The following is a 15,888-nucleotide window of genomic DNA, read 5'->3' on the forward strand; positions in this document are numbered from 1 at the left end:
TAGCATGGGCCGCTGACGGCCTCGGAGTTTTCGCACTGGCACACACCACGTGATCATTCCGGGGCCGTCGCCATGCCCGGAGGGCAGATCGCGACCGTCACGCTTCACGCATGACCGGCCACCCGACAGGCTCTTAGGGTCGGTGGGGCGCTTGAGTTTATGGGTGCGGAGCCATCGCATGACCACGGTGAAGCTCACGCCGGCGTCGTCGGCGATGTCCGTGATGGTGCGGTTGAGCTCGATGTACTGGGTGTGGAGCCATTCCGGGTCGACTATTCCGCCGGGGCAGTGGTTGTGGCGGGGTAGGCCGTACTCGTCCACGAGCGGGGAAACGTCTCGAGGGTGGAGTCCTCGGTCTTCGGCGATCTTCTGGAAGGACTGGCCCTGCTGCACATAGAGGTCTTCGAGGAGGTCTTTGGGGATCAGGCGGCGGGCGGCGTGGAGTCCGGTCTGTTTCCGCCACTGGGATCGATTGTTTCGGCTCCGGGTCCTTCCCTTGCGCGCTGTGCGGGAGTTCGCCCGCGTGACTTCTTGTGCTGGGACTGGGTGGTTGATGAGGGCTACGCGGAGGCTTGGCAGGCTGGTGCCGAGTGCCTGGGCAATCTCTGCGGGGCGTTCTCCGTTCGCTACCCGGCGGTGGAGGTCTTCGAGATCGAGGTCTTCGGGGTCGGGCCAGGGCAGGTCAAGACCGTGCAGGAGTTCGGTGGGGGGCTCCCAGGTGAGTGGCTCCCCGTGCACGCCGCTGTGCGCGAGGAACTCGTGGGCCGCGCGATCGAGGCCGACCATCAGGTCGGGGGTGAGCAGGAACGGAAGCCGCTTGAATGTCTGGTTGAACGCGTGGGAGGGCCCGGGAGATTCAGGGAGCCGCTCATATGTCAGGCCGCTGATATGTTCGAACAGAAAAGACCGGGCGTGCTGGTGGCGCCGACCGTATCCAGGCTGCAGCAGGGCGTCGTTGCACACCTGCTTCCACTGAGCGGCAGGCAGCAGGTGCGTGTAGTCGAGCCGGCGACGGCGGGCGTAGTCGATGGGAACATCGTGGTGGTCGAGGTAGTCGGCCAGCCGGATCAGAGCGAGCTGGATGCCTTCCCACTGCGGTGCATCTCGTAGTGCCTGCAGAACGTGCGTGGTGACGGGCTGTTCGATAAGGCCATGCAGGTATTTCTCCGACGCAGAGGTGAGATCGATGCGGCTGTCGACGAGCATGAGCGCGACGGACAAGGCGGTGCCCAGATTCAGGCGTACGCCCGGGTCGAGGCGGACCTGCCACGTGGGCCAGAGCAGAGCTGGGGTCTTGGCTGCCCGTCGGAGCACGACCGCGGCGTCGGCCGATGGACTGCCCGGCCTGGGGGCGGCGATCCGGTAGCGCAGCTGGTCGGTCTGTCGCATTCGGGGCGCGAGGGACGAGGCATGGGCGGCCCGCAGCATGGGGCTGCTGAAGCGCGCCCACGACTGGGGTGCGGTGGGGCTGAGCCAGCGGTCGCGATCCGCTGCCACGTCCGTCAGCAGCTGCATTCGGGCTCCTGCCTGCCGCAGGTCAGGCTGCCCCAGGATCGTCCAGGCCGCTGTGACACTCGCCGCGGTCACCGTAGCGTTGTACATGGCCTTGCGCTCCGTGGTCGGGAGTTCCGTGACGGCTGCCCGGCACAGGTGGGCCAAGTCATCGGGGATGAGCTGAGCGAGCTGGTCGGCGGACAGGACCGCCAGTGCACGCCTGCCGAGGGCCTTGATGTCGGCGAGAACGTCCAGGGCGGGTACCTCCGCACTCCGGTATAGGCCGAAGGATCCGAGGCCGGCTGTCACAGTGTCGGCCAGCTCCTGCTGGGCACGCAGAGTTGGGTGATCGGCTGCAAGGAGAGGGACGTTGACGTCGCCGAAGGGGAACAGGCACCGGCGGCGGGTACCGGGATCATGCCGACTGAGATGGCCACATCGCCCCGGGGAAGGGATGTCGGTGCCCGGATAGGCGACCGTGCGGGGGCGGGCGCCGCACCGTGGGCAGATGTCGGCCAGCAGTCGGCGATGTGAGATGCACGCGTACACCCAGCCGAGCCGCCAGGAAAGCTGCCACCGGCCGCCGTTCTCCTTGAGGCACTCAGGGCAGTACCGTGAGCCCGTCCCGGTGCCGTGCTTCCAACTGCGGAAGTGGTCCACGTTGCGCCGAACGCGGTCGACGAGTACGGCCCGCTGATCGAAGTGTGCAAGCGTCATCGTATGGAGGGCGGTTCGCGGGACGCCTGTCGTGGCGGCCACGGAGTCGGCTTCCTCATCTTCCAGTAGGACCAGCCAGGGCACGCGCCACACCCAGGCCCGCTTGTGCAGGCCCACCTCACTCAGCAGGTCCCCCAGCGGAGTGCGGAGCTGGGCGGCAGCAGCTTCGAGCCAGGAATCCAGGGCCTCGCCGGGCACCGGTGCGAGCCGGAGTGGCAGCGACCGGACCGCGCTCACGCCACGGTCTTCGTGGCGCGGGAGCGGGGCTTGGTCGTCATCGTCCGGCGGGCGAACTTCTCCGCGAGCGCCTTGCGCGCCCGCTCCGCCGCCACATCCAGCTTGACCTGGTCGAGGAGATCCTGATCGAGGAGTTCGGTGCCGGTGCGGGCGGCACGCTGGCAACCGCGGTTAATGAGTGTCATCAGGGAGCCGATGTGCCCGCTGCTGCGGATGTAGAGGTAGTCGGACAGCTCGTCGGCGAGCATGCCGGGGAACGCCTGGCACAACACGATGCGCTTCTCCAGCCCCAGCAGCAGTTTGCGCCACTCCATACGCTGCTTGTTGTTGGTGACCGTGAAAGCTTCCATCGTCAGCGGCGTCGTACGGCGTGCCGTCTGGGCGAGGGTGATGTTGCCGAGGGCGTGGGCCTCGGAGTACAGGCCGCGGTTGCCCAGGTCGACGCCGATGAAGATCAGGGTGACTGGGAACTCGTTCGCGATGTACTTGAAGTGGTTGCTGACCTCGGTGCCGTTTTTGTCCTGCCATTTGAGGAAGTGCAGGTCATCGATGATCAAGACCCTCGTCTCACATTCCAAGACGCAGTCCAGGGCGCGCCGGGCGAAGAGCGTGGCGGTGCCGGTCGTACGGCCGGGGTGGGCGTAGAACTCCAGCAAGGACCGGTTGAACTCCTTCATGCCGATGTTGCTGGTCAGCCCAACCCGGCAGACCGGCCAGCGCTCGTGGCCGGCGGCGGTGAACGCTCCCTCCCGCGCGATCACCTGCCGGTGGTACTTCAGTGCGAAGTTCAGGACCGCGGTGGTCTTGCCCAGCCCGGGATGGGCATCCACGGCGACGGCCCCCTTGGCCTTGTCGCCGTCCTGCTGGTTACTCGTGACGATGTCCCACAAGTCCTCATGCAGCGCCTTGAGCTGCGGTGTGCCGAGCGGACCGATGTTGGCGTGCCAGACGGACCGCTCCTGCTCGTACTCCAGCAGCGCCGCCTCGCCCAGGTCTGCCTTCTGTTTGAGGGTGAGCAGCTCCGGTCGCTTCCGGGGCGGCGCCTGGGCCATCGCACCCAAGCCCTCCTTCCGCGAGAGCGTGAGGTTGTCCAGCCGCGGGACCTCGGGCTTCTTGGGCGTCATCAGGCGTCCTCCAGGGCGTCGGAGTAGAAGTCCTCGACGGCGTCCGAGCCATCGAGTTCCTCGTCCTCGTCGTCATCGCCGGCCACCGGGCCCTCGTACGGTTCGGCCCCGTCCGTCCCCGGCTCCGCCGTCTCGTCTTCGTCCTGGTCATCGGTGCCGGTGAGGATCCGGGCGACGGTCGGCAGCGCGCGCACATCGTCCTCGGCGGTGTCCGGCAGGTCGAAGGCGGACTGTTCACGGGCCTGACGCAGGGCCAGGCGCCGCTCGGCCATGGTCAGCCCGAGGCCCAGGTGCCAGCGCTCCAGCAGTTCCGCGACCGCGGTCTCGTCGTCGGGGAAGGGGTACTTCTCACCTGCGACCTTCCGGGCGATCTCGATGGCACCCTGGCTGATCGGGAACTTCTGGGCCGGGGCGTGTTCCCACTCCAGGGTGTGCCAGCGGCGGGTGTCCGGACGCCGGAAGTAGATGTAGTTGATGTTGTCGGGGTCGACCTGGATCGGCCACAGACCCTTGGCCTTGGGCCCGGTGTACGGGCTGGTCTCACCCCGGTAGCCGTCCAGGCCGTCGCCGTTGTAGCGGCACTTGCGGATCTCGACGCCGTAGTGATGCGTGGGCTTCCACTCGGTCTTGAGGAACTCGAAGCCGAGCGCGGGATCGCGGGGCACCTCGATGTAGCCGGCCCGGGCGATGCCGTGCTCGAACATCTTCGCCGGTGACAGGTGCAGCCCCGGCGCGTACGCATCGACGAGTCCCCTGTGCGGCCGATGGTGATACACGCAGGCCACCCATTCCCGGATGATCGCCTCCAACTCGTGGAGGAAGAAGAACGCCTGGTCCTCCGGCCTCTCTCCCCGCGAGAACAGATCCGGGCCCTTGTACCCGGGCAGCACCTCGAGCGGCCCCTCGCGCAGGGTCTTGAAGAAGCGTTCGATCGGTCCTTTGTCCCGGCCGGTTCGAAGGCGAGCCGGCTGGATGGACAGGCCAAGCCGCTGGCAGACGGAGGTGATGTGCTCAGAGATGTAGGGCTTGCCGTGGTCGACCACGATGGTCTCCGGCACCAGCGCCGGGCTCGCGACGCCGCGCTTCTTGACCTTCTTCGCCTTCCCTTCTTCCTCCTCTTCGGGCTCGAGAGCCTCGCGCTCCACGAACACGGTGCGGGGAATGCCGTGGTCGGGCCACACCGCGTGCGCGGGCCAGTCCTTGCCGGCCGGGCGGGGGCGGTAGGTCTGGAACATCACTGCCGCGACGTCGATGGACGTCGTGGACACCGGCGTCACCCTGATCCCGCAGACGCACCGCGTGTACCAGTCCATCGCGACTGTCAGCTCGGCCTGGACCCACTTCAGGGTGACCGGATCCATCGCGAAGACATCAAGGCGAGTGGTGTCCATCAGCAGGTATTCGCCCGGCCTCGTGGGCCGCAGCTTCCCGTACGCGCCCGCCGGCCGGGCGGCGATGTCCCGGTTGCGTTTCGAGCTCAGCCGGAACGTCGGCATCCGCCGCTCCAGTTCCTCAAGCCACCGGTATGCCGTCGCCCTCCCTGGCTGCTTCACCTCGCCCTCGCCGTACCGGGCCACCAGGCGCGGACCGACGCTGCGGATCACCTTCCCGCGGGTGGGCTTGGACTCCTCGCCGTGCTCGGCCATGATCTCCAGAGCCATCTCCACCCACCGCGGATCGGCCCGGCCCAGCCCGCCCATGTTCCCGCTCCCGCGATCCGGGCCGCCGTGCACAAGGCCGGCTTCCCGGTCAGTGAGGAAGGCCCGCACCCACCGCTTGATGGTGCGTACGCTCACGCCCAGCTCGTCGGCCTTCGTCTCATACCGCTGCAGCTTCGGCACGGTCGAGTCGTACTGGAGTCGGGGTTCGTCCGCTTCCGGGAGTTCGGGGCTCCCTGAACGGAAGCCGTAGAGAACCTCGTTGATGTGAGCCGCGCGCTCCCTGACCTCGGCAATCTCCTCGTCGCTGAGCTGCGCGAACAACACCGAAGCCCTCTCGCGGTCTTCGTCAGCCTCCGGGCCCGGACCAGTCGCGATGACCGAGGCGCGACCGGAGGAGAGAACCTCGCGCAGCGACAGCCGGAAGCGGCGGTCCAACCGGTCACGGACCAGGACCTCGTTTCCGGCCGCCGAGCCGAACATCTCCTCCACCACAACGGCTTCCCCGTCGTACGTCAGCCTCGTGCCCACTCCGACACGTACCGCGGCACCGCTCACATGCCCTCCCTTAAGGGTCCTCCGCACCAGATGGACCCGCTCGTTCTCTTCCTCGTCAGATCCGGTCTCCTCGACCGGGCGGGGAAGATCGCGCCGCCCGGCGCCGGCCGCCGAGGCCGGGCCCTGGCGCAGCACGTGGTGCTCGGAGAGCACTTCCGTCAGGTCCGTCACGAAGTGCTGACACCACAACAGGCGCAGCACAGCGGCCCGCACTCGCCAGTCCGAGTGGCGTGGAAAGGCGCGAAACGCGTCGCCCAGCGAGGCCCCGTACAGATCCGCCTCCCGGATCTCTGCAAGCAGTTCCTCGTCGAAGAGCCAGTCGCGGCGATAGCCCGCCAGGAAACGCAGGTTCGCCAGCTCCGCTTCTGGCGGCTCGGACCACGCCTCGAAGTCCCACCCGCGCGACAGGACAACCTCGCGGGCCCAGCCGAGCGCGAAGTTCACCTTCGGCCGGGTGAGCAGGTGCCGCGGCTTGACGTCCACGACCAGCGGCACGGCCTTCTCGCGCAGCACCAGGAAGTCGGGAACATGACGGCGTCGGTGACCGTCCACGGTGGTGGACAGGAGGAATGGCTGGGCGAAAACGGCCGTCACGTCCTGGTCGAAGTCGGCGTAGAGCAAGCGCGTCAGCTCAAGCCGGGACTCGTACACGACGTGGCTGCGCATGGTGGAAGACCAATGCGTCCCCGAGTAGTGCTTCTGCCCGTATCGCCACCGGAATGTACGCCACGGCAACGAGGGCTCGAAGACGTCGACGCCAGTAGTCGACCAGACCAGGTCCTCGTCGATCGTCCCATCGAGGAGACGGAGACTCATCGTGACTTCGCCGACTACACGCGACATATCCCACCCCCGAGCAGCGAGAACAGGGGCGGAATCCCCGGCCTCGATCGGCTGCGACGTCTCCACGATCAGGTGGGAGAGGGCCGGTGCGTAGATCAGAACCGGTATGAGCACTACGACGAGTGAACGATCAGACGGGAGTTCTGTTCCGTCGAGTTGAGCTTGTCTGTGGATCTTGTACTGAGCTGCGGGGGTGCCAGGTCGGATGAGAACACCCGGCTCGGGATTCCCGGTGCACATGGCTTCTGCGGAATCCCGGGCGGGTTGCGAGCCGACCGCCCCAGGTCAGAGACGGAGCCAGCCCTCGATGAAGGGCTTCGGCATCAAGGGCGTAGCGACCGTTGAGCGGTGGCCAGCGTTACCTCGATGTCGTCGCTCCAGGAGCAGACTTCCAGCCACGACAGGTAGCCGCCCTGCACGAAGACCAGGACCTCGCCGGGGCACTCTCCGTCTTCCGTGAAGATCTGGGCCTCGGCCGCCACCACAGTGCCCGGCGCGGACGGCGCCCGCTCCACCGCTTCCGTGTCGACATCGAAGTACGCGGTGCCGCACCCACACGTGCAGCGTTCTCGCACGCGGATGTGCGGCACCTGCCGGCGAAGTGCGACGTGCACCGGATCATCCTCGCCGAGAACGGCCTCCAGCACGAGGGCCACATCAGCGGGCAGTGTCTCCGTCACGTCGTCACCGTATCCCCTGCCCAGATGCGTCCACGGGCGGCCCCAGTTGGGCCGACCGAGGTCCGACGAGACGAACCGCCGGCAGTCAACCGCGACGCAGTGAGAATCTGGCAGCCCGGATGAGACCGAGTGAGAATCCGCCAGCTGCACTGCGACAGGACAAGTTCGTCTCACCCGCGACGTCCTTTGGGACGGACAAGGGACAAGTTAAATGAGAAAGGGACGCTCGAAATGCGAACCTACACCACGTCCCCTTGGCGTCCGGCCGCCGGGCGCGGATCGACACCACCGCATGATCGTGAAGGAGCGGCTTCGATCCGACGGCTCTCGACTCGTAGTGCCGGAACACCGCGACGATCAGCCCGTCCCGGATCGGTTCACGGTGCTTGCCGCCGCTCCCCCACCGGATCTCCGCGACCGAATCCTCCAGCCACGCCAGCGTCTTGTCCCGGGCGATGTCCTGGCACAGCTCCAGCACCAGGCGCTCCTCGTCGTTCCCCGGCGCCCACGCGATCTGCGCCGTCGACGGCGCCCGGAAGACCAGATCCATGGCCAGCCAGGGCGACCGCTCCTTCGCCGACTCGGTGGCCTCCGACTGGTTGTGCTCGATGGGCCTGCCCAGCACCGTCACCCGCCGCGCCTGCGCCGGGCTCTTGCCCTCCTCCAGGCGCTCGCGCTCGATCCGGTCGGCGTCCGGGTGCCGGCCTTCCCCCAGAAGCAGTTCGGCCTGCCGCTCGGTCACCACGTCCGCGGCCGGCGGGAAACCGCCCGTCGAGTTCGAACGGATCACCCAGGAAGTGCGAGCCCGGACCGATCAGGAAGGCCGGGCCGCATAACCAACGTCTCTACGCAACCGTGGGGATTGACAGACAGGAAGCTGCGGTTGATCCGTTTGGCTGGCGATCTGGTCCTTGTGGCACTACTGGTGGCCGGAATGGGGCTGTTGAGTGGTTACGCATACCGTCGCCCACACGTGGACTTGTCGGGCGACGGTTCCAGTCCTGGATCGGGTGAGCTGGCTGCTGTTCGCGCATGAAAGAAGGGCCTTCTGGTAGCACGCGGGTGTCGAATCCGTAGGCACCGCAGGAGGCCTTGCCGGCGAGAGGGCCCGGGCACTGTCCACACCTGGGTGTGGCGAGAATGCTCGCCAACTGCGACATTCTCTGAGCGGTCTTTTCAGAGGGGCGATCAGCGCCGCCGGGAGGGGGAAGCATGGCGATCGTGAGGGAGTTCCGGACGGAGGACCTGCCCGTGGCCGAGCGGTTCGGCAGCTGGCACGACCTGACGGCCAGCGCGTTGACACCCAGCAAGCTCCGCAGTGAACACAAGGACGACTTCCGGGCTGGCTTACGACTGCTGGACCTCGGCGAGGTGCAGGTGTCCGTGCTCCGGTACCCACCACTGGAGACCTACCGCACTCCCAGGCTGATTCGCCAGTCGGACTCCGAGTCGTACCAGCTGTTCCTGAATCTGCGCGGAGGACACCGGATCGTGCAGGACGGCCGGGACACTGCCAGCGGGCCCGGCGACCTGATGCTGTACTCGACCTCCAGACCCTGGAAGGGCTGGGCGGGTGGTGATCCGGACGCTGTGGAGGGCGTGATGATGCAGTTCTCCCGCGCCATGCTCCCCATGCCCGCCCACCAGGTCGATCCGCTCACCGCGGAGCGCCTGTCGGCGTCTGACGGGATCGGCGCGCTCGTGTCCGGCTACCTCACCCAGCTGGCCGCGGGCGCCGCCGGGTACCGGGCAGCCGACGCCGCGCGGCTGGCCGTTATCGGCGTCGATCTCGTAGCCGCGCTCCTGGCCCACCGCCTCGACAACGGCACTCGGCTGCCCCCCGATTCGCATGTGCGCGTCCTGCAGGCGCGGATCTGTGCCTTCATCGAGCGGCAGCTCAGGGACCCCGGTCTCTCGCCCGAGGTCGTCGCCGCCGCGCACCATATGTCCCTCCGCCACCTGCAACGGCTCTTTCGCGACCAGGGCATGACCGTCTCCGGCCTGATCCGCGAACGTCGGCTGGAGCGCTGCCGCCGAGACCTGGCCGACCCCCGGCTCGGCTCCCACCCGGTCCACGCCATCACCACCCGCTGGGGCTTCACCAGTGCCGCGCACTTCAGCCGGGCCTTCCGGGCCGCGTACGGCATGTCGCCCAGCGACTACCGGCAGCTGATGCGGTAGGGGCGGGACCTTTGGGCGCATCCGATCAACACATGTGCGCGTACCGTCAATGACCTGCCGACCGCCTCCTGGCAGGCTCAGCGCTGCACAGCTCATCAGGTGTTCCAACCCGAGGGGGACCATGCGTAAGAACAGAGTCATCGCCAGCACCCTGCTCGCAGCGTGCAGTGCTCTTGGCCTCATCATGGCCACCAGCCCGGCTGCGAGCGCGAACCCCCAGGCCCAGCCGTCAGCCGCCACATCCTGTTACGGCAGCGCGAAGTCCTACTCCAAGCCGTCCGGCGACCGGTGGTATCCGAACAACGGTCAGACTCGCCTCACCACGCCGGGGAACTGCAACGACATCAACATCAAGCCCAACCAGACGACGTCGATCGCCGTCTGTTTCTACCCGTCTTCGGGCGGATCCCAGTGTCAGGCATCCTTCAAGACGGCCCCGGCAGGGCAGTGGACCGTAGTTGCCACCGACGTCAAGCCCGGCACGCGCTTCATATTCGACTTCGGTTCGACCACGGCCAACACCGGGGTGTGGGCTGGCTGATGAAGCCCGCCACTCGGTGACCGCCCGGTTCCGCCAGGCCTGAGCCCTGGCGGAACCGGGCCAGCGTGCAGTCCGCAAGTGACGGGCTGTTCGGCTACCGCAGAATCAGGCCTGAATCCGGATCGAAGCCGAACTCGACGTACCGGGCGAGGACGTCGAGCGGATGCGGGAGGTGCTTGTCCAAGTGCTGGCGTTCGGGCGCGCAGATGCCCGCCCTGAGCATGTGGACCTGTAGGGTCAGGCAGCTCGTTAGGTGGAGGCTGCGGCTGCCTCCGGGCCGATCGATGACGCTCGTGATCGTCGGTCTCTCCGTGGCGTCGTTGCCGCCACTGTTGCCGTCACCTGATCGGCTCCTCACCGCCCTGGGATCGATACGCTTCCAGCCGGAGGTGGGGATGTCCACTGCAGTAGTTTTCGGCGCTGGTGGTGTCGTCTGCATAGCTCTTGGCATGTGGTGGTCTGGCGGCAACACCGTCGGCACGCCGGCACCCTTGCGGGATGGGGCGGGCTGGTCCTCGGAGTGGCGCTGTTGATTCGCGCAGTCGGCTCTTTGGCCGGAGACCGCCAGCCGCTCGGCTTCATCCTCTCCCTGTGTTTTGCAGCAGTTGCCATCACGGGATCCATTCTGATGGCGCGTGGTCTGGAGACGCCCCGGAACGGCCGCCGCGGCCGGAAGCGCCGGAAGCTGCCTCCGATTCACCCGTGACGGGAGCGTCCACGGGCGGTGCACATACGCCTTGCCGGTGCGGGAGCTCCTGGCCTCGTAGCCCTCCACACGTGCGAAGCGCGGCCTGAGTACCGTCATGCGGTCACCGCCCCGGCCGGGTCGCCGTCGAGGGGCCGGGCGGCGAGCCCGGTCAGCCGGTCGGCCCACGGCGCCGACGCGGCCGTCTCGGCGCGGGAAGCGGTCTGCTGATGCAGCTGCTCCGGAGGGGTGTCCGCGCGTGATCCGCCGCTGAGCGATGGAGGAAGGGTCTTCGCGCTCTTCCCTGACGGACACCCGGAGGCCCGCGTCGGCGGTGAACGCGGACGCGGGCCCCAGCCTGGCTGATGCGCAGCCGCCGCACGGCCCTCTGGTCAGGGCGTGTCGCCGGAGTAGTGGAAGTGGCACATCACACCCGGGCCGGGTGTGCGCGGCTCGCCGGGGCGCGGGTCGTACAGCGACCGGCCGCCGGGGAACTCCCCCGAGCTCGGTGGACAGGGCGGCGCCGTCGTCGATCTCCTCGGGCCGCCAGCCCGTGATGTCCAGTTCAAGATCATGTTGTGGGCGGCCGCCGCGGCTCTGCTCGCGGCCCGCAGATCAGCCGCGGGTGGTCAGGATTTTCTGTCAGGACGGGGTGCCCGGGAACCAGTTGGTCATGGTGCTCGCGGCGCCGACCGCCTGGGCGGCGCAGAGCGGCGTCCAGCAGAGCGGGGTGCCGCTGCGGGGCGTGTCGCCGGCGGTTACGTGGGCGGGTGTGGCTGGCGAGGCGCTGGTTCTGCAGGGGGACGTGGAGATGCACCTCTTCATTGAGCTGCTGTCTCTCAGGGCCGGTTGGGTCGAGAACCGCGCCGCAGGTCCTGCGCATCCAGCGCAGACGCCGCCTGTACGGGGCGAAGAAGTGGTCCAGCGAGACCGTCTACGCCATCACCGACCTGCCCGCCGAGCAGGCCGACGCGGCCGAGATCACCGCCTGGGCTCGCGGGCACTGGACCGTGGAGAACACGTCCACTGGGTGCGTGATGTCGTCTTCGGCGAGGACAAGTCATGCACCCGTTGGGGCTCTGGACGTCCCAGCCGCCCCCCAGGATGAACAGGTGCTCGGCCCAGGCACGCCCCTGGTTGCTGACGATACCGGCGCCGTGGGACTGGACACCGCCTGGTGTCGGGGGCCATCGGCGTTTCGCCCGCCACAACCTCGTCGAGCAACTGCGCGCCGCCGGCCTGGGCGCCCTGGCCGATCCCGGCTTCACCTGCCTGGACCACGACCCCGACAACCCGGTGGTCGTCACCGGCTGCAAGTCGGCCCGCACCAAGCCGCTCACGGGCACGAAGAAGGAGATCAACAAGCTGATCGCAAAGGAACGGACGGTATGCGAGGGTCCCGACGGAAGTTCCTCACGCGTCGTCAGGGGGCAAAGGGAACGTCGCTACCGACATCCACGACCTCCACGGTGTCTCCGTTGCTGTCGGTTTCGACACTGTGCGTGTCGCCTGCATCGGGACCGGGCGGAGGGTCGACGGGGCACCGCGAGCAGCGCGGCTCAGGTTCGTAGTCAGGCTCTCCACCACGGGGATCAGCCATGACCGGGTTGCCTTCGGCGTCTTTAAGGTCTGCGCCGTCAGGTCCGATGACTGGCATCTCGCTGGGCAGCTTGCTTTCGTCAATGGTTCCGTCAGCGTTGACCCACTCGGGTGCAGGTGGAGGGGGCGGGATGTCGGATGCTTCGGCGGCGGTCAGCGCTCCTGTCGCGAACAGCGCTGCTGTCACTGCTGCGGCGACGGTAATGCGGGCTCTCGTCATGGCGTGTGTTCGCTGCCCGGCTGTGATTACGGCTCTATGCAGTGAGGCCCGGACCAGATGCTGTGCTTTTGGCCCTGCCAGGCTCCGCCGACGTAGACAGCTCGCCGACCGCCAGCTGGAACTCCGTCGAGCGCGGTCCCCCTTGCGACGGCACGGCGACCCCCGCCACGCCCACCCCAACTCCCGTGCGGGAGGGGCTGTCTGTGTCGTATTCCCCCATAGGCATGCGCTGACCGTACCGGTAAGGCACGCTGAGTCACATATCGCGTGCGCGTCGTACGTCGGATGTGTGCTTCACGCGGGCCCCGGGCGGCCGGCGATCCCGCCGCTTGCCGACACCGAGGCGCGAAGGCGGCGCCGACGCGCAACTCCAGCGAACGCGCCCCGGTCCCCGGTCGCGTCCGCGTCGCCCATCCCGCCCGTCCCTTCCTCTCTCACTCCGGCCAAGGGACATGGGCGAAAGCGGCCGCAACGGGGATGTCAGGGGCCCGACCACGCCGAAACCGCGTGATGAGCTGCAAGGACACGGGAGTGGCTCTCCAGGCCGCGCAACTTGCTATTGCGGCACGAACGCCTCCCAGGCCCGGCGCCGGTACTCGCGTGGCGGCACACCGTACGCTGTCGCGAAGCAGCGCGAGAAATACGAGTGCCCGGAGAACCCGCATCGGTGCGCGATCGCCGTCACTGATTCTCGTGTGGTGCACAGCAGTTCTGCTGCGCGCTCCAGCCGCAGAGCCCGCACGAACTCGGTCGGCGTCGTGCCGTAGTGCGTCCGCATGGACCTCGACAGGTGCGCCGGGCTGACCGCGGTAAGCGCGAGCATCCGCTGCACCCCCTGCGGAGCTCGGCCTCCCCGCGCATCGCCGCGCACGCGCGGGTGAGCCACTCCGGTCGCCGCTGTCCCGATGGCTCGTCAGCGGGCGAAGTGTCTGCTCCCAGCACCCGAACCAGCTCAGTCCAGAACTGGACGACGTCAAGCATGGTCGGGCGTCGATGAAATCGGTCCAGGATCGTCCGGAACACCTCCTCGACTTGGCGCCGCCGCGGTCCCTCCAAGCTCCATTGGGGCGGTAGCCCGCCGCCCTCCCAGCCGTACGGCTCTGGCAGCCGTGCGAGTTCGACAAACCCGCGCCATGCTGCCGCCGGGAACGCGACGTTGACAAACCACATGCCGTCCTCGCCTGCTCCCTGCAACGCATGCCGGTCGCCCGGCCCCACGAGAACCACGTCGCCAGCGCGGAGCCGCTGTATGCCATCCGGCAGCACTTGCGATCCGCTGCCCTCCAAGACTCCTGTGAACTCGAAGTAATCCGCGTGGCCATGGGACTCGGATGCCGCCGCACGCGCTGGACACCTGACGAGTGCCGCGTGATACGGACGCCCCAGCGCATGATCTGCGAACCGCAGCGACTGAACTGACAGCGATGCCATGCCGGACACCACATCAACAGACTGCAATAACCTGCAACACTTCGACTATCGCGATGAGCGCCCGGGCCGCGATGCTGCTCCGTATCGAGGCATCTGAGACATCCCCAGAATCACGGACCGCCCTGATGGGGGGACCCGTTGAACCAGCTCGCGAGGCATGAAACATGAACGATCCGCACGGCGCGCTGCGGGACTTCGACCGCAACGGCTACACAATATTCCGCGACATCATCGACGCAGACCTCATCAACGAAGTGCACGGGCACGTGGTCTGGCTTCAACAGCAGCATCCCGACGTCCGCCCCGAACGACTGGGCCACCAGTACCTGCGCGACGACCCGTTCTGGCTCCGGCTCGTCTCCGACCCCCGACTGCTCGACATCGCCCAGTTGTTCGTCGGCCCGGACATCGCACTGTTTGCCTCCCACTACATCAGTAAGCCGCCCCGCTCCGGCCAGCCCGTGCTCTGGCACCAGGACGGCGCCTTCTGGCCGCTTGAACCGATGCGTGTGGTCACGCTGTGGCTTGCTGTCGACCACTCCACCACCGACAACGGCTGCTTGCGCGTCATTCCGGGAAGCCACCGCAGCGGCTTTGCAGACATGCGTGACAACACCGCCGTCGACAACGTCCTCGGCAAAGAGATCGCTGTCGAAGTCGACGAGTCCCAGGCCGCTGATGTCGTACTGCGCCCGGGTGACGTCGAGGTCCACCACCCCAATATCGTGCACGGCAGCAAGCCCAACACCTCCCCCAACCGCCGGTGTGGGCTGACCATCCGCTACATCCCCACCTCCACCCGTATCACCGAGGCCGGCGACGGCCAGCCCTACACCAGTGCCTTTCACCTCCGCGGCAACCCTGGCACCGTCAATGCGTACCGGCCCCGACCGGCCTACGACCCCGCCCGGCACTACGCCTTCCGAGACCACGCAGCCTGGGCATAACGATGAACTTCCGGGCGGTACACCATTCCAGCCATGTCCCGAACACGCGCTGCCTGCCGCATGCGACGGGCAGCCTGCGATCGAGGCACTCCGCCCGTGGCAGCTGACTGCCCGTCGGGAGAGGGCGTCCATTAACCGATGGGGACGGGACGTCTCGACTTTCGTCATTCTGACTAACTGTCAGGTAGGTAGCTCGCACGGGTGACGTGTGGCCGTTGGCTCGGCTGGGAGGCAGACGCGAAGGAAGCATCGGCGGTGCTTGCGTCGCCTGCTGTGAGGGACCCGCCGATGCTTCCGGATCCGACCGTACCCGCATCTCTGCTCGCTGTGCTGGGCGCTTTGCGCGGCAGTTTCACCTATCCGACGTTCTCCACGTTCGCCGCGCCGGTCACCGGGATGATCGCGAACACCGGCCGGGGCACGGTCACCGGGATGCTGCTGGGCGCGAACTTGACGCGCACCTGGTCCCATGACCGGGCCCACTCCTTCTTCGCCCGCGCCCGCTGGGACCCGCAGACGCTGGGCGCATCGCTGTCCCACCTGGTGGTGCGCTCGCTGGTGCCCGACGGCAGTCCGCTGACGGTGGTGGTGGACGACACGCTGTTCAAACGGCGCGGGAAGAAGGTCTTCGGCGCCGCCTGGCAGCACGACGGCTCCGCAACAGGACGTGACGGGATCGGCTATGGGACCTGCTTCGTCGTCCTCGGCCTGGTCGTGGACCTGCCGTTCCTGCCCCGGCCGGTGTGCCTGCCGGTGGCCGCCCGGCTGCACCGTCCCAAAGGCGAGCGGACCAAGGTCGAGCTGGCCGCGTCCATGATCCGGTTCCTGGCCGCCTGCCACTGGGGCCGGCGTATCGATGTGGTCGCGGACGCCGCCTACGACTCTGGTGCGCAATTCCGGGTGGGTGGTCAGGCTGTGAGTCGGTAGCTGAGGCGGGTGAGGTTGCTGGTGCGGCTGCGGTCCAGTGGATGCT

Annotated in this window: 11 protein-coding genes and 4 pseudogenes; 5 read left to right on the plus strand and 10 right to left on the minus strand. The window is 67.7% G+C overall.

Annotation, left to right across the window (positions count from 1 at the left end; genetic code table 11):
- The 5 genes and pseudogenes from ACGFSA_RS33225 to ACGFSA_RS33245 form a co-directional block, all read right to left on the minus strand.
- Nucleotides 1-2,448 (minus strand): TniQ family protein (locus tag ACGFSA_RS33225; protein ID WP_393309749.1); only part of this gene is annotated, 2,448 nt, incomplete at its 3' end.
- Nucleotides 2,445-3,572 (minus strand): AAA family ATPase, encoded by a 1,128-nt coding sequence (locus ACGFSA_RS33230; protein WP_393309750.1) that lies wholly within the window; start codon nt 3,570-3,572, stop codon nt 2,445-2,447. The genes ACGFSA_RS33225 and ACGFSA_RS33230, both read right to left, overlap by 4 nt.
- Nucleotides 3,572-6,604: a TnsA-like heteromeric transposase endonuclease subunit gene (locus ACGFSA_RS33235; protein ID WP_393309751.1), complete on the minus strand. Its 3,033-nt coding sequence runs from the start codon at nt 6,602-6,604 to the stop codon at nt 3,572-3,574. The genes ACGFSA_RS33230 and ACGFSA_RS33235 overlap by 1 nt, the downstream gene beginning before the upstream one ends.
- Before the next feature lie 350 nt (nt 6,605-6,954).
- The gene (locus tag ACGFSA_RS33240) at nt 6,955-7,311 is read right to left on the minus strand and encodes a hypothetical protein (protein WP_393309752.1); all 357 of its coding nucleotides are present in this window, start codon (nt 7,309-7,311) and stop codon (nt 6,955-6,957) included.
- Between the two features lie 208 nt (nt 7,312-7,519).
- A pseudogene (locus tag ACGFSA_RS33245) lies at nt 7,520-8,065 on the minus strand (relaxase domain-containing protein); the annotation flags it as partial.
- 458 nt (nt 8,066-8,523) lie between these two features.
- Here ACGFSA_RS33245 and ACGFSA_RS33250 point away from each other — a divergent pair.
- Together ACGFSA_RS33250 and ACGFSA_RS33255 are read left to right on the plus strand one after the other, a co-directional pair.
- Nucleotides 8,524-9,492: a helix-turn-helix domain-containing protein gene (locus tag ACGFSA_RS33250; RefSeq protein WP_393309753.1), complete on the plus strand. Its 969-nt coding sequence runs from the start codon at nt 8,524-8,526 to the stop codon at nt 9,490-9,492.
- Between the two features lie 121 nt (nt 9,493-9,613).
- Nucleotides 9,614-10,033: a hypothetical protein gene (locus tag ACGFSA_RS33255; protein WP_393309754.1), complete on the plus strand. Its 420-nt coding sequence runs from the start codon at nt 9,614-9,616 to the stop codon at nt 10,031-10,033.
- 94 nt (nt 10,034-10,127) lie between these two features.
- Here ACGFSA_RS33255 and ACGFSA_RS33260 read toward each other — a convergent pair whose 3' ends face one another.
- Both ACGFSA_RS33260 and ACGFSA_RS33265 read right to left on the minus strand, forming a co-directional pair.
- Nucleotides 10,128-10,436 (minus strand): hypothetical protein, encoded by a 309-nt coding sequence (locus tag ACGFSA_RS33260; RefSeq protein WP_393309756.1) that lies wholly within the window; start codon nt 10,434-10,436, stop codon nt 10,128-10,130.
- Between the two features lie 674 nt (nt 10,437-11,110).
- Nucleotides 11,111-11,291: pseudogene (locus tag ACGFSA_RS33265) on the minus strand (hypothetical protein); the annotation flags it as partial.
- Between the two features lie 290 nt (nt 11,292-11,581).
- Between ACGFSA_RS33265 and ACGFSA_RS33270 the strand changes: the two are divergent.
- Nucleotides 11,582-11,790, plus strand: a pseudogene (locus tag ACGFSA_RS33270) (transposase); the annotation flags it as partial.
- Between the two features lie 351 nt (nt 11,791-12,141).
- Here ACGFSA_RS33270 and ACGFSA_RS33275 read toward each other — a convergent pair.
- From ACGFSA_RS33275 to ACGFSA_RS33285, 3 genes and pseudogenes are all read right to left on the minus strand, one after another.
- Nucleotides 12,142-12,504, minus strand: coding sequence for a hypothetical protein (locus ACGFSA_RS33275; RefSeq protein WP_393309757.1), 363 nt, complete (start codon nt 12,502-12,504; stop codon nt 12,142-12,144).
- A 589-nt stretch (nt 12,505-13,093) separates the two neighbouring features.
- Nucleotides 13,094-13,360, minus strand: coding sequence for a helix-turn-helix transcriptional regulator (locus ACGFSA_RS33280; RefSeq protein WP_393309758.1), 267 nt, complete (start codon nt 13,358-13,360; stop codon nt 13,094-13,096).
- 197 nt (nt 13,361-13,557) lie between these two features.
- Nucleotides 13,558-13,968, minus strand: a pseudogene (locus ACGFSA_RS33285) (cupin domain-containing protein); the annotation flags it as partial.
- A 164-nt stretch (nt 13,969-14,132) separates the two neighbouring features.
- Between ACGFSA_RS33285 and ACGFSA_RS33290 the strand changes: the two are divergent.
- Nucleotides 14,133-14,915, plus strand: a complete 783-nt coding sequence (locus tag ACGFSA_RS33290) for a phytanoyl-CoA dioxygenase family protein (RefSeq protein WP_393309759.1) — start codon at nt 14,133-14,135, stop codon at nt 14,913-14,915.
- Between the two features lie 288 nt (nt 14,916-15,203).
- Entirely contained in the window at nt 15,204-15,842 is a 639-nt protein-coding gene (locus ACGFSA_RS33295) for a transposase (protein WP_393309760.1), read from the plus strand.
- Nucleotides 15,843-15,888: the final 46 nt, after the last annotated feature.

This window comes from Streptomyces sp. NPDC048496 (assembly GCF_043200055.1).
Taxonomy (GTDB): domain Bacteria; phylum Actinomycetota; class Actinomycetes; order Streptomycetales; family Streptomycetaceae; genus Streptomyces.

Coding starts and splice junctions, on each gene's coding strand:
- ACGFSA_RS33235 (WP_393309751.1), bottom strand. CDS start 6,604: ATGAGTCTCCGTCTCCTCGATGGGACGATCGACGAGGACCTGGTCTGG.
- ACGFSA_RS33295 (WP_393309760.1), top strand. CDS start 15,204: ATGCTTCCGGATCCGACCGTACCCGCATCTCTGCTCGCTGTGCTGGGC.
- ACGFSA_RS33255 (WP_393309754.1), top strand. CDS start 9,614: ATGCGTAAGAACAGAGTCATCGCCAGCACCCTGCTCGCAGCGTGCAGT.
- ACGFSA_RS33290 (WP_393309759.1), top strand. CDS start 14,133: ATGAACGATCCGCACGGCGCGCTGCGGGACTTCGACCGCAACGGCTAC.
- ACGFSA_RS33280 (WP_393309758.1), bottom strand. CDS start 13,360: ATGCTCGCGCTTACCGCGGTCAGCCCGGCGCACCTGTCGAGGTCCATG.
- ACGFSA_RS33250 (WP_393309753.1), top strand. CDS start 8,524: ATGGCGATCGTGAGGGAGTTCCGGACGGAGGACCTGCCCGTGGCCGAG.
- ACGFSA_RS33230 (WP_393309750.1), bottom strand. CDS start 3,572: ATGACGCCCAAGAAGCCCGAGGTCCCGCGGCTGGACAACCTCACGCTC.